11 protein-coding genes are annotated in these 12,741 nt (G+C 69.6%); 10 read left to right on the top strand and 1 reads right to left on the bottom strand.

Translation table 11 applies throughout. The features are described from left to right. Positions 1–21: 21 nt before the first annotated feature. Positions 22–888, top strand: coding sequence for a YicC/YloC family endoribonuclease (locus EJ913_RS20100; protein ID WP_127001183.1), 867 nt, complete (start codon positions 22–24; stop codon positions 886–888). A 5-nt stretch (positions 889–893) separates the two neighbouring features. Beyond that, positions 894–1,547 carry a guanylate kinase gene (gene gmk / locus EJ913_RS20095; RefSeq protein WP_127001181.1) on the top strand — a complete coding sequence of 218 codons (654 nt, stop codon included), beginning with the start codon at positions 894–896 and terminating at the stop codon, positions 1,545–1,547. A gap of 181 nt (positions 1,548–1,728) precedes the next feature. On the opposite strand, the gene EJ913_RS20090 is transcribed toward gmk, so the two are convergent. Continuing rightward, positions 1,729–2,460 carry a DUF6065 family protein gene (locus EJ913_RS20090; protein WP_127001179.1) on the bottom strand — a complete coding sequence of 244 codons (732 nt, stop codon included), beginning with the start codon at positions 2,458–2,460 and terminating at the stop codon, positions 1,729–1,731. Positions 2,461–2,721: 261 nt separating this feature from the next. On the opposite strand from EJ913_RS20090, the gene EJ913_RS20085 reads away from it, so the two are divergent. The 8 genes from EJ913_RS20085 to EJ913_RS20050 all read left to right on the top strand — a co-directional run bounded on the left by EJ913_RS20085 (position 2,722) and on the right by EJ913_RS20050 (position 12,712). Further along, positions 2,722–4,410: a methyl-accepting chemotaxis protein gene (locus EJ913_RS20085; protein ID WP_127001177.1), complete on the top strand. Its 1,689-nt coding sequence runs from the start codon at positions 2,722–2,724 to the stop codon at positions 4,408–4,410. 75 nt (positions 4,411–4,485) lie between these two features. Next, positions 4,486–5,514 (top strand): tRNA preQ1(34) S-adenosylmethionine ribosyltransferase-isomerase QueA, encoded by a 1,029-nt coding sequence (gene queA / locus EJ913_RS20080; protein WP_127001175.1) that lies wholly within the window; start codon positions 4,486–4,488, stop codon positions 5,512–5,514. Next, positions 5,511–6,746, top strand: a complete 1,236-nt coding sequence (tgt, locus tag EJ913_RS20075; RefSeq protein ID WP_127001173.1) for a tRNA guanosine(34) transglycosylase Tgt — start codon at positions 5,511–5,513, stop codon at positions 6,744–6,746. Before queA ends, tgt begins: the two co-directional genes overlap by 4 nt. Continuing rightward, positions 6,736–7,200 (top strand): preQ(1) synthase, encoded by a 465-nt coding sequence (queF, locus tag EJ913_RS20070; protein ID WP_127001171.1) that lies wholly within the window; start codon positions 6,736–6,738, stop codon positions 7,198–7,200. The genes tgt and queF overlap by 11 nt, the downstream gene beginning before the upstream one ends. Then, positions 7,187–8,257, top strand: coding sequence for a tRNA epoxyqueuosine(34) reductase QueG (queG, locus tag EJ913_RS20065; protein ID WP_127001169.1), 1,071 nt, complete (start codon positions 7,187–7,189; stop codon positions 8,255–8,257). The genes queF and queG overlap by 14 nt, the downstream gene beginning before the upstream one ends. Before the next feature lie 71 nt (positions 8,258–8,328). Then, positions 8,329–9,525 (top strand): GNAT family N-acetyltransferase, encoded by a 1,197-nt coding sequence (locus EJ913_RS20060; protein WP_127001167.1) that lies wholly within the window; start codon positions 8,329–8,331, stop codon positions 9,523–9,525. A 108-nt stretch (positions 9,526–9,633) separates the two neighbouring features. Continuing rightward, a complete protein-coding gene (locus EJ913_RS20055; protein WP_127001165.1) occupies positions 9,634–12,033 on the top strand; it encodes a methyl-accepting chemotaxis protein in 2,400 nt (799 codons plus the stop codon). 331 nt (positions 12,034–12,364) lie between these two features. Then, a complete protein-coding gene (locus tag EJ913_RS20050; RefSeq protein WP_127001163.1) occupies positions 12,365–12,712 on the top strand; it encodes a hypothetical protein in 348 nt (115 codons plus the stop codon). The last annotated feature ends 29 nt before the right edge of the window (positions 12,713–12,741 follow it).

Here is a 12,741-nt window from a genome sequence, read left to right as displayed (position 1 = left end):
CATCGCCCTGTCGTCGCCAGCATGACCGGTTTCGCACGCGTCGACGGCCACGGGGACGGCTTTTCCTGGACCTTCGAGGCCAAGAGCGTCAACGGGCGCAGCCTGGACCTGCGCTGCCGTCTGCCGTCGGGCTTCGACGGCATCGAGGCCGCCGCCCGCGCCGACGTGCCCAAGCGCCTGGGGCGCGGCAACGTCAACCTGACGCTGACCGTCAACCGCACCCAGGCGGTCTCGCAGCTGCGGATCAACCGCGACCTGCTGGCCCAGGTGCTGGAACTGGCGCGCGAGATCGAAGGCGCCGGCGCCGCCGCGCCGCGCCTCGATTCGCTGCTGGCGGTGCGCGGCATCATCGAGCCGGTGGAAGAGGACGAGACCGAGGCCCGCACCCGCGTCGAGTCGGCGATCAAGGGCGACCTCGCTAAGCTGATCGACCAGTTGGTGGTCAACCGGCTGGCCGAGGGCGCCCGCCTTGCGACGGTGCTGAACGGCCATCTCGACGAGATCGCCCGGCTGGTGGACGCCGCCGGGGCCTGCGCCTCGACCCAGCCCGAGGCGCTGCGCGAGAAGCTGCGCACCCAGGTCGCCACCATACTCGGCTCCTTCCCCGCCTTGTCGGAGGACCGGCTGGCCCAGGAGGCCGCCATCCTGATCGGCAAGGCCGACGTGCGGGAGGAGCTGGACCGCCTGCGCGCCCACATCCAGGCCGCGCGCGAGATGATGGCGGAGGGCGGGGCCATCGGCCGCCGCTTCGACTTCCTGTGCCAGGAGTTCAACCGCGAAGCCAACACGCTGTGCTCCAAGTCCGCCGACGTGGAGCTGACCCGCATCGGCCTGTCGCTGAAGGCGTCCATCGAGCAGCTTCGCGAACAGGTTCAAAACATCGAGTGACCACCATGGCCCCGACCGAGTACAATTCCCCCCACATCTCCCGGCGCGGCCTGATGCTGGTGCTGTCGTCGCCGTCGGGCGCCGGCAAGACGACCATCGCGCATGGCCTGCTCGCCCGCGATTCCGTCATCACCAACTCCATCTCGGTGACCACCCGTCCGGCGCGCCCCGGCGAGACGGACGGCATCGACTATTTCTTCATCGACCAGGAGCGGTTCGACCGCATGGCCGAGACCGGCGACCTGCTGGAACACGCCCGCGTCTTCGGCAACTGCTACGGCACGCCGCGCGGGGCGGTGGAGAACGCGCTGGCCGCCGGCCGCGACGTGCTGTTCGCCATCGACTGGCAGGGCGCCCAGCAGTTGGCGCAGAACGCGCGCGACGATCTGGTGAGCGTCTTCGTCCTGCCGCCATCGGCCTCGGAACTGGAGCGCCGCCTGCGGGATCGTGGGCAGGACTCGGCCGAGGTCATCGCCAACCGCATGGCGAAAGCGTCGAACGAGATCAGCCACTGGGCGGAGTACGACTACGTCGTCGTGAACCAGGACGTGGAGGAGAGCGTCACGGCGGTGGAGTCGATCCTGCGCGCCGAACGCCTGCGCCGCCGCCGTCAAGCCGGGCTGCCGCAATTCGTGCAGAGCATCCAGGCGACGCTGTAGGGTCGACGGCCTTCAATTCAGAGCGCTTCATTGTCTCCCCGAGAGCGCATGGATGCTGAAACAAGCCCCTCTCCCCTCGTGGGAGAGGGGTTGGGGTGAGGGGGCGCAAACCTCCTCTTCGCCTTCGGCGAATCCCCCTCATCCCAACCCTTCTCCCACAAGGGGAGAAGGGCTTTACCCGTCAGCGTCCTGGGAACGGCTTGGGTCGCAGCTTGATCTCGTGCTCCGGCGGGCCGTCGGTGCCGTCGGGCTGCTTGCCCCGGTAATAGCCCTTCTGCCAGCGCTCCTGCGCGGCGTTGCTTCCCGGCGTCTTGAGGTCGGTGTTGAACTGGCTGCGCGAGGTCGCCCAAGCGCGGTACTGCGCGGCGGTCTCCGGATCGCTGTCCAGTTCGCGGATTTCCGGCTCCAGGCTCTCCACCAGACCGCGCTGGATCGGCATCAGATGGGCGTAGGGCTCCCCCTTTTCCCAGGTCACCGGCACGTTGGGGGCGGTGAATTTCCAGTTCATGGTGAAGGGATAGGGCGACCAGTCGGTCTCGATGATCCCCGACAGGCCCATGATGCCGTGCTTGGGGTGGTTGATCGGCCCGGTGACCATCAGGTTGACCCCCGGCGGCGTGCGGAACAGCACGGCGACGTGGAAGGTCAGGACGCCGCTGCCGAAATGGCTGGCGGGCAGCAGAGGGTGCTTCTCCTCCGACGTCACCGTGATCGCGTCGATCCCGGTGCCGCCGTTCCACACCGCCGTGGCCCGGCAGGGGCTGCAGACCTCCCACCCGTGCATGCTGGCGATGTTCAGGGGCAGACAGCGGTAGCCGTATTGTTCCGGCAGCGCGTCGATCCAGTCCCGCGTCGCGCGGGCCGGGCGGATGTCGGGAAGCGCGCCCGACAGCGGATAAGCGATCAACGTCATGGGGTTCACTCTGCCAGAGGACGGGCCGGGTGGTAAGCCGTCCGAGACGGATAGGACGTCGCACCCCGCCGCCTCCTGCGCCGTCACAAATTTGACTCTGCGGCAATCAGCCTCATACGCCTTTAGACCCACGTTAATATGACAGGCATGCTGTATCAATCCGGCGAAACCCAGTGATCAAGCCCAGCGGGCCGCTCCGATTCCCGTTCGGACGGAACCGGCCCGTTGTGGACGAACCGATGGAAAGCGGACGGTGCCGACATGCGGATCTCCTTTCACAGCATCAGGGCCAAGCTCCTGATCCTTCAGGGATTTTTTATCGCGGCGATCCTCGCGGCGGGCCTGTTGTCGGCCTACGGCAAGCGGGCGACGATGATCGAAGGCTACGAGACCACCATCAAGTCGATGGTGGAGTCCTCGATCTCCGTCCTGAAATCCTACGACGAGCGCGCCGCGAAGGGCGAGTTCACCAAGGAAGAGGCGCAAACCCGCGCCAAGGACACGCTGCGCGCCTTGCGGTTCCTCGGCCAGGAATACGTCTTCGGTTTCGAGTATGACGGAAACAGCGTGTTCCACGGCGCCAAGCGCGACGTCGAGAACACCAAGAAGCTGGCCGATTTCCGCGACAGCAACGGCATCCTCCCCATCCGCGAACTGCTGAACCGCGCGCGGGCCGGCGGCGGCTTCGTGATCTACAACTTCCCCAAGGCCGGCGGAACCGAACCCTTCCCCAAGCTGTCCTACGCGGCCAACTACGAACCGTGGGGCTGGATGATCGGCACCGGCGTCTACATCGACGACGTGGACGCCGCCTTCCGCTCGGCCCTGCTGGAAACGCTCGCGGGCACGCTGGTCGCGGCGCTGCTGGTCGGGCTGTTCGGCTACCGGCTGATCGCCCACGTCGCCAACGGGCTGGACCGCATCGCCAGCGCGACCGGCGCCATCGCGCGCGGCGACCTCGCCACCATGGTCGAGGGGGCCGAGCGCCGGGACGAGGTCGGCGCGCTGGCCCGCTCGGTCGACGCCCTGCGCCTGACCGCCATCGAGGCGGCCCAACTGCGCTCCCGCCAAGCCTCGCTGGAGGCCCAGGCCGCCGACGAGCGCCGCGCGGCCATGAACCGCTTCGCCGACGAGTTCGAGCGCAACGTCGGCGGTCTGGTCCGCTCGGTCGCCGACGCGGCCGCCAAGCTGAGTGACACCTCCAGCGCGATGAGCCGGGGGGCCGGCGAGACCACGCAGCTGGTGGACACCGCCGCGCAGGCCGCCAACCACACCTCGGGCAACGTCAACGCGGTGGCGGGGGCGACCGAGCAGCTTGCGGCCTCGATCCGCGAGATCGCCCAGCAGGTGGCGGAATCGACCGCCGGCTCGACCCGCGCGGTGGAGGACGTGCGGCGCACCTACCAGCTGATCGAGCAGCTCGACACCGTCGCCAAGCGCACGGTCGAGGTGGTGGACCTGATCCGCTCCATCGCCGAGCAGACCAACCTGCTGGCGCTGAACGCGACCATCGAGGCCGCCCGCGCCGGCGAGGCCGGAAAAGGCTTCGCGGTCGTCGCCAGCGAGGTGAAGAACCTCGCCAACCAGACGGCGAAGGCCACCGACGACGTGCAGGCCCAGATCGGGGCGATGACGTCCGCCACCGCCTCGGTGGTGGAGGCGATGCGCGGAGTCGGCGGGGTGATCGAGACGGTCAACAGCGTCGCCTCCAGCATCTCCGCCGCCATCGAGGAGCAGGGCTCGGCGACCCGCGCCATCAGCACCAACGTCAACGAGGCGGCGCACGGCGTCGGCTCGGTGTCGAACAGCCTGACCATGGTGTGCGACCACGCCACGGCGACCGGCCGCGCCTCGACCGAGGTCGCCGCCGCCGCCCGCGACGTCGGCACCCAGACCGAGCGCATGCGCAGCGAGGTCTCGGGCTTCCTTGCCAAGATCAGGCAGGGATAAGCACGCCGTCATGACCGCCATCCGCACCGTCCGCCTTCCCAAAGGCGGGCGGTTCGGTCTATAGCTGCGGCCTCCATGAAGACCGCCGATTTTGATTTCGACCTGCCGCCCGACCGGATCGCCGAGCATCCCGTCCGGCCGCGCGACGCCGCCCGCCTGCTGGAGGTGGGCGACCGCCTGCACGACCGCGTCGTGCGCGACCTGCCCACCCTGTTGCAGCCGGGCGACCTGATGGTCGTCAACGACACCCGCGTCATCCCGGCCCGGCTCGACGGCCGGCGCGGCGAGGTCGCGGTGGAGATCACCCTGCACAAGCGCCTGGGCGAACGGGAATGGGCCAGCTTCGCCCGCCCCGGCAAGCGGCTGAAGCCCGGCGACACCATCGTCATCGCCGGGGACTTCGCCGCCGAGGTCGTCGCCAAGGACGGCATGGAGGTGCGGCTGCGCTTCTCCGTTTCCGGCCCGGATCTCATGGAGGCGCTGCACCGGCACGGCCGCATGCCCCTGCCCCCCTACATCCGCCGCCAATCGGACGAGAGCGACGACGCCGATTACCAGACCGTCTTCGCCGCGCGCGAGGGCGCCGTCGCCGCGCCGACCGCCGGGCTGCACTTCACGCCGGACCTGCTGGCGGCGCTGGACTCGCGCGGCGTGCGGCGGGTTCCGGTGACGCTGCACGTCGGGGCCGGCACCTTCCTGCCGGTCAAGGTGGACGACATCGCCGACCACAAGATGCACAGCGAATGGGGCGAGATCTCCGCCGAGACCGCCGAGGCGGTGAACGCCGCGCGGGCGGCGGGCGGGCGGATCGTCTCGGTCGGCACCACCGCGCTGCGCATCCTGGAGACGGCGGGGCGCGCGGACGGCACGCTGGCGCCGTTCAGCGGCGACACCAGCATCTTCATCACCCCCGGCTACCGCTTCCACATCGTCGATCTGCTGTGGACCAACTTCCACCTGCCGAAATCGACCCTGTTCATGCTGGTCAGCGCCTTCGCCGGGATGGAGCGCATGCGCGCGGCCTACGCCCACGCCATCGATCGGAACTATCGCTTCTTCAGCTACGGCGACGCCTCGCTGCTGCACAGGACGGATCCCACATGACCGGTATCGGCTTCGAGCTTCTGGCGACCGACGGGCGGGCGCGGCGCGGACGGGTGACCACCGCCCACGGCTCCATCGAGACGCCGGCCTTCATGCCGGTCGGCACCGCCGCCACGGTGAAGGCGATGACCACCGACGCGGTGGCCTCGACCGGCGCCGAGATCCTGCTCGGCAACACCTACCACCTGATGCTGCGCCCCACGGCGGAGCGGGTGGCCCAGCTCGGCGGCCTGCACCGCTTCATGAACTGGGACAAGCCGATCCTGACCGACAGCGGCGGCTTCCAGGTGATGAGCCTGTCCGACCTGCGCACCATGTCGGAGGAGGGCGTCACCTTCAAATCGCATCTCGACGGCAGCCGCCATCATCTGACGCCCGAACGCTCGATCCAGATCCAGCACCTGCTGGACAGCAACATCACCATGTGCCTGGACGAATGCACCCCCTTCCCGGCGACGGAAGCGCAGGCGGAATCCTCCATGCGTCTGTCGATGCGCTGGGCCAGGCGCAGCAAGGACGCCTTCGTCGAGCGTCCCGGCTACGGCCTGTTCGGCATCGTCCAGGGCAGCGTCTATCCCGAACTGCGGGCCGAAAGCGTCGCCGCCCTGTCCGACATCGGCTTCGACGGCTACGCCATCGGCGGGTTGGCGGTCGGCGAGGGGCAGGAAACGATGTTCACCGTGCTCGACTTCACCGAGCCGGCGATGCTCAAGCAGCGCCCGCGCTATTTGATGGGGGTGGGGCGCCCCAGCGACCTGATCGGCGCGGTGCGGCGCGGCGTGGACATGTTCGACTGCGTCATGCCGACCCGCTCGGGCCGCACGGGGCAGGCCTTCGTCCGGCGCGGCACCATCAACATCCGCAACGCCCGCCACGCCCACGACGACCGCCCGCTCGACGCCGAGTGCGGGTGCCCGGCTTGCCGAAGCTACGGCCGGGGCTATCTGCATCATCTGTTCAAGGCGAACGAGATGCTGGGGCCGATGCTGCTGACGTGGCACAACCTGCACTACTACCAGGACCTGATGCGCGAGATGCGGGGCGCCATCGCCGAGGGCCGCTTCGAACAGGTCGCCAGCGCCCTGGAAGCCCGCCTGACCGAGGGCGACGTCGAGGCCACCACCGACCCGATCGCCAAGCCGCCCAAGCCGCCCAAGCAGAACCGCCCGCCAAAGCCCGAGGCGAAGACCGAAGCGGCGGCGGAGACGAAGGACACGACCGATGAGCAGTGACATCTACGCCGGCCTGACCCAGCTCGGCGGCGCCACCGTCCAACCCAAGACCCCGGAAGAGGCGGTGCTGGAGCGGGTGCCGAACCCCAACCCCGGCGACGGCTACGTCGTGCGCTTCACGGCTCCGGAGTTCACCTCGCTGTGCCCGATCACCGGCCAGCCCGACTTCGCGCATCTGGTCATCGACTACGTCCCCGGCGACTGGCTGGTGGAGAGCAAGTCGCTGAAGCTCTACCTGACCAGCTTCCGCAACCACGGCGCCTTCCACGAGGCCTGCACGGTCGGCATCGGCAAGCGGCTGGTGGCGGAGCTGTCGCCGGGCTGGCTGCGCATCGGCGGCTACTGGTACCCGCGCGGCGGCATCCCGATCGACGTCCTCTACCAGACCGGCGAGCCGCCCAAGGGCGTGTGGATCCCGTCGCAGGACGTCCAGACCTACCGTGGCCGGGGCTGAACCGGCCCCGGCCGATCCGACCCGTCTGCGCGAGCGCATCCGCGACCGCGCGCTGTCGCTGGGCTTCGACGCGGTGGGGTTCGCGCCGGCCGCGCTGGGCGGGGACGCGCGGGAGAAGCTCGCTGCCTTTCTGGCCGAGGGGCGGCACGGCGACATGGGCTGGATGGCCGAGCGGGCCGACCAGCGCGCCCATCCGCAAACGCTGTGGGCCGAGGCGCGGACCGTCATCGCGCTCGGCACCAGCTACGCCCCGCACGAGGACCCGCGCCGGATGCTGGGTCACCCGGAGCGGGGGATCGTCTCGGTCTACGCCCGCAACCGGGATTACCACGACCTGATCAAGGGCCGGCTGAAGACGCTGGCGCAATGGCTGCACTCCCAGACCAAGGCGGGGGTGAAGGTCTTCGTCGACACCGCCCCGGTGATGGAGAAGCCGCTCGCCGAGCGCGCCGGGCTGGGCTGGCAGGGCAAGCACACCAACCTCGTGTCGCGCGACCACGGCTCCTGGCTGTTCCTGGGCGAGGTCTACACGACGCTGGAGCTTCCGGCGGACGCGACCGGCCGCGACCGTTGCGGCTCCTGCACCGCCTGCCAGACCGCTTGCCCGACCGACGCCTTCCCGGCGCCCTACCAGCTCGACGCGCGGCGCTGCGTCTCCTACCTGACCATCGAGAACAAGGGACCGATCCCCGACGCGCTCAAACCGCTGATGGGGAACCGCATCTACGGCTGCGACGACTGCCTGTCCGCCTGCCCCTGGAACAAGTTCGCCAGGACCACACGAGAACCGGCCTTCCTGCCGCGCGCCGAGCTGACCGCGCCCCGGCTGGCCGATCTGGCGCAGTTGGACGACGCCGGCTTCCGGCAAGTGTTCAGCGGCTCGCCGGTCAAGCGCATCGGCCGCGACCGCTTCGTGCGCAACGTGCTGGTGGCGCTGGGCAACAGCGGCGATCCCCGCCTGCGGTTCGTGGCCGAAGGGCTTCTCGACGACCCCAGCGACGTGGTCCGCGACTCCGCCCGCTGGGCGGTGGAGCGGTTGGGCGGAGCGGCGGTTTAAGCATCCATCCCCTCCCCGGCCCCGCACGGGAGGGTTAGGGTGGGGTCAAACCCTCTCGGAACGCGAGACCCATGATCATCCCCGATTCTCTCTACGGCCCGGCCACCGCCAACGACATCGGCGCCGTCGCGCGTCTGGCGCGGCAAGGGTTCGGCCTGCCCCGCGAGATCTTCGACCGCTACGCCGCCCTGTTCGGCACCGACACCATCCGCTGCCTGCGCCGCGACGGCGCCGCGCCGCTGTCGGCCTGCGCGGCGTGGTGGCGCATGGACCAGTGGTTCGGCGGGCGCCCGGTTCCATCGCAAGGGGTCGCCATGGTCGCCGTCGATCCGGCCGCGCGCGGTACGGGCGCCGGATCGTCGCTGATGCGGTCCCTTCTGGCCGAGGGGCGCGCCGCCGGCGCCGCCGTGTCGGTCCTGCACCCGTCCACCCTGCCCTTCTACCGCCGGCTCGGCTTCGGGCGCGGCGGCGTGTCCTGCGACTGGAGCGCCGCCCCCGCGGCCCTGGCCGGCGCCCGGCGCGACGCCGGCCTCGAGGGCACCGTCGTTCCGGCCGACCCGCTCGACGCGGCCCCGCTCGCCCGGCTGCGCCAAGCTTTGCTCGCCACCGGCAACGGGCTCCCGGAACGCAACGAGGCGCTGTGGACGCTGGCGCTCTGCCCCGACGGCGAGCCGTCCGACCTCTTCCTGCTCGGCGGGCCGGACGGATCCCCGGAGGGCTACGTCGCCGTCGCGCCGCCCAAGGACCAGCGGCTGATCGTGGCGGATCTCTGCACGCCGACGGCGCGGTCGACGCGTCTGGCGCTGCGCGTTCTCGCCGGCTACCGCGCCCAGGTGGATCGCATCGCGTGGCGCGGCGGCCCGGACGATCCGCTTGCCCTACTGGCCGAGGACGTCGGGGTCCGGATGGACGGGCGGGAGGAGTGGCTGGTCCGCGTCCTGGACGTCGAGCGCGCCCTTGCAACCCGTGGCTACCCCACCGACGCAAAAGATTCTATCGCTTTCGAGATCAATGATTCTCTCTTTTCAGAGAATTGTCGATGCTTCCACCTTCAGGTTGAAGACGGCTTCGGTGTAATCGCCTCTCCCACGCGAGACGAGACGCCGGTCGCGACGCTCGGCATCGCCGCTTTCTCCAGCCTGTTCAGCGGCCATGCCAGCGCGCGCGCGCTTCGGCAGACCGGGATGCTGCACGGTGAAGACGCCGCAGCCAAACGACTCGACCGCTTGTTTGGCGGCGCGCGTCCCTGGATGCCCGATCGCTTCTGAAACGAAAGTTATTCCTGACCTGCATCAAACCGGGAATTAACCCAGCGTGCTTAAATAGGGGTGCAAGAACAGAACACGCATCGCTCTGATGACAGGGAGCCTACGATCATGACGATCGGAACACGGATCGCGCTCGGTTTCGCCACCGTGCTGCTGCTGACGGTTGCCGTGGCGTTCGTCGGCTGGAACAGCCTGCGCACCTACGCCGGGCGTGTCGACCTCGCCGCCCACACGGCCGAACTCGACGCCCGTCTCAAATCCGTCCGCATCGAGGAGGCGCGCTTCGTCACCGAACGCGACGCCAAGGCGGTGACGAACGTTCCCGGCATGCTCGACGCGCTCCGCGCCGAGGCGCAGGACACCCGCACGGCGCTGCCCGCCGGCGAGGGCGCCCGGCTGGTGGACGAGGTGCTGGCGGGAATCGACGGCTACCGCGCCGCCTTCGGCAATTTCGTGGCCCAGGACCGCGAGGCCCACGCCCGCACCGCAAGCATGGAGACCCGCGCCCGCGCGCTCCGCGAGATCGCCGAGAAGATCGGCGCGCAGCAATCGGAGCGCTACGACCAGAACATGGTCAGCCAGAAGGAGGCGGACACCGCCGCCCATCACGGCATCGAGACGACCGAACGCGCCAACCGCGTGATCGAGCGCGTGCAGGAGGCCCGCGTCCAGCAGAGCGAGTACCTGCGCACCGGCAACCCCGCCCTGCTCGACCGCGTCGCCGCCGCCATCGACGAGCTGGTGGCGACGACCGAGGCGGTCGAGAAGGATCTCGCCGGCACCAACGATGAGACGCTGGCGCAGACCATCGTCGCCGACACCGATGCCTATCGCAAAGCCTTCCGGACGATCCGCGGCATCACCGGCACGGTGCCGTCCGCCATCGCCGAGACCATCGACCGCACGGCGCGCGCGGTGCAGACCCACGCGCTGGAGCTTCAGGAAAACCAGACCATGGTCTCCAACGCCCTGCGCGAGGCGTCCGGCTACGCCCAGAGCGAGGTGAACGAGGCGGTGCTGCTGCGCGGTCTGGCGATGCGGCTGGTGCAGAGCGCGCAGGCGGCCATGCTGGGGCAGCGCGACTTCCTGCTGAGCAACGCCCCGGACTCCCACGCCCGCGTGACCGGCGCGGTCAAGGAGACCCTGGAACTGGCCGGCAAGGCGGGGGCTCTGCTGCTCGACAAGGAGGGCCGCGCGCTGATCACGGCCGCCACGGAAGCCGCGCAGGCCTTCGACACGGAATTCACCGCCTTGGTCGCGACCGCCAAGCGGCAGCAGGAGGCCTCGCTCGCCATGACGAAGGCCGCCACTTCGGTCAGCGATCAGATCGGCCGGCTGGTCGTCATCCAGCGCGACGACCGCGAGGAGGGGCGCGCCAACTCCGGCATGGTGATCGCCATCGGCTCCGCCGTGGCGCTGCTGCTGGGCATCATCATGGCCTGGGTCATCGACCGCGCCATCACCCACCCGCTGCACGCCATGACCGGCGCCATGAGCCGTCTGGCCGAGGGCGACCTGTCGGTGCATGTGCCGGGCGGCGACCGCAAGGACGAACTGCGCGCGATGGCGGAAGCCATGACCATCTTCAAGGACAATGCCCTGGAGATGCAGAAGATGGAGCGCGACCGCGAGGAGATGCGCCAGCAGATCGACGCCGACCGCCGTCGCACGATGAACGAGTTCGCCAACGGCTTCGAGCAGGCGGTGTCGGGCGTGGTGGTGTCGCTGACCGAATCGGCCTCGACGCTGGGCCGCGACGCGCAGGAGATGTCGTCGGACGCGGCCCTGACCACGGCGAAATCGACCGCCGTCGCCACCGCTTCCCAGCAGGCCACCAGCAACGTGCAGACCGTCGCGGCGGCGGCGGAGGAGCTGTCGGCCTCCATCGCCGAGATCTCGCGCCAGCTCAACGCCAGCTCCAACGCGGCGGTGGGCGCCGCCGACAAGGCGGTGCAGACCAACGGCATCGTCGAGGGGCTGTCCCACGCCGCCGAGCGCATCGGCAAGGTGGTCGGGCTGATCGGCGAGATCGCCGAGCAGACCAACCTGCTGGCGCTCAACGCCACCATCGAGGCGGCGCGCGCCGGAGAGGCCGGCAAGGGCTTCGCCGTCGTGGCGACCGAGGTGAAGAATCTCGCCGGCCAGACCGCGAAGGCGACCGAGGAGATTTCCCATCAGGTCGCGGACATGCAGATGGCGACCAGCAGCGCGGTGGACGCCATCCGCACCATCTCCGACGCGGTGACCACCATCAGCCGCACGGTGACCGACATCGCCCACGCGATGGAGCAGCAGGGCTCCGCGACGCAGGAGATCGCCCAGAACGTCCAGCAGGCGGCCGAGGGCACCCAGCAGGTCATGCAGAACATCGCCGAGGTGACGACCGCCGCCAGCAAGACCGGCGGCGCCGCCGACGCGGTGCTGGTCGCCAGCCGCACACTGGCCGGTCAGGCCGACCGCCTGCGCGGCGAGGTCCAGGGCTTCCTGAACAAGGTGCGGACGGCTTGAGTTGGTGGTTGTTGTGGTTGCCCCCTCCCCATCCCTCCCCCGCTGCGCGGGAGAGGGGGTAGGACGCTTGTCGGTGTTCAGCGGCAGTCCCCTCTCCCGCGCAGCGGGGGAGGGTTAGGGAGGGGGCATAAGGCCGAACCCATGCCTATCCGCTAGGAGCTTCCATCCTCCCCCTCCCCACTTTGGAGAAGAGTGACACCAGTCCCGCAATGCCCTAGGATTGCACATACCCGGATGCCGCGTCGCAAGACGTGCCGTCCGGCGGCCGAACGGGGTGGTGGAACACCCCGCCCGGCCTGACCACCACCTAAGCTGTTAAGGAGCTTCGATCATGGCTGAGACCGACAGTAGCACAGCTTTTCCCGGCGAACAGGACGACGAACTGCTTCAACTGGGAGAAGCCTACATGGCCCTGCTGCGCGACACCCACGGCCCCAGCTGGGGCCTGCACACCGCCACCAACGAGCAGATCCATCAGGTCTGCACGCTGGAGGACCGCATCGCCGAGGTATCGGCCCGGACCAACGCCGGTCTGGCGGTGCGGCTGTTCGCGCTGTGGAGCATCGAGTGCGAACGGGATGAGACCTTGTTCGCCGGTCCGCCCGAAGGCACCTCCATCACGCGCCGCTTGGCGTGGGGGGCGTTGAAGGACGCGGAACGTCTGGCGGCGCGGGGGTAAGGCCCGCCGGACTGCGGGGCGCCCTTCCC

Origin of the sequence: Azospirillum doebereinerae, assembly GCF_003989665.1 — a bacterium.
GTDB classification, from domain to species: Bacteria; Pseudomonadota; Alphaproteobacteria; order Azospirillales; family Azospirillaceae; genus Azospirillum; species Azospirillum doebereinerae.
This window is presented reverse-complemented; position numbering and strand designations above follow the sequence as displayed.

Coding starts and splice junctions, on each gene's coding strand:
- EJ913_RS20085 (WP_127001177.1), top strand. CDS start 2,722: ATGCGGATCTCCTTTCACAGCATCAGGGCCAAGCTCCTGATCCTTCAG.
- EJ913_RS20050 (WP_127001163.1), top strand. CDS start 12,365: ATGGCTGAGACCGACAGTAGCACAGCTTTTCCCGGCGAACAGGACGAC.
- EJ913_RS20055 (WP_127001165.1), top strand. CDS start 9,634: ATGACGATCGGAACACGGATCGCGCTCGGTTTCGCCACCGTGCTGCTG.
- tgt (WP_127001173.1), top strand. CDS start 5,511: ATGACCGGTATCGGCTTCGAGCTTCTGGCGACCGACGGGCGGGCGCGG.
- EJ913_RS20060 (WP_127001167.1), top strand. CDS start 8,329: ATGATCATCCCCGATTCTCTCTACGGCCCGGCCACCGCCAACGACATC.
- EJ913_RS20100 (WP_127001183.1), top strand. CDS start 22: ATGACCGGTTTCGCACGCGTCGACGGCCACGGGGACGGCTTTTCCTGG.
- queF (WP_127001171.1), top strand. CDS start 6,736: ATGAGCAGTGACATCTACGCCGGCCTGACCCAGCTCGGCGGCGCCACC.
- queA (WP_127001175.1), top strand. CDS start 4,486: ATGAAGACCGCCGATTTTGATTTCGACCTGCCGCCCGACCGGATCGCC.
- EJ913_RS20090 (WP_127001179.1), bottom strand. CDS start 2,460: ATGACGTTGATCGCTTATCCGCTGTCGGGCGCGCTTCCCGACATCCGC.
- gmk (WP_127001181.1), top strand. CDS start 894: ATGGCCCCGACCGAGTACAATTCCCCCCACATCTCCCGGCGCGGCCTG.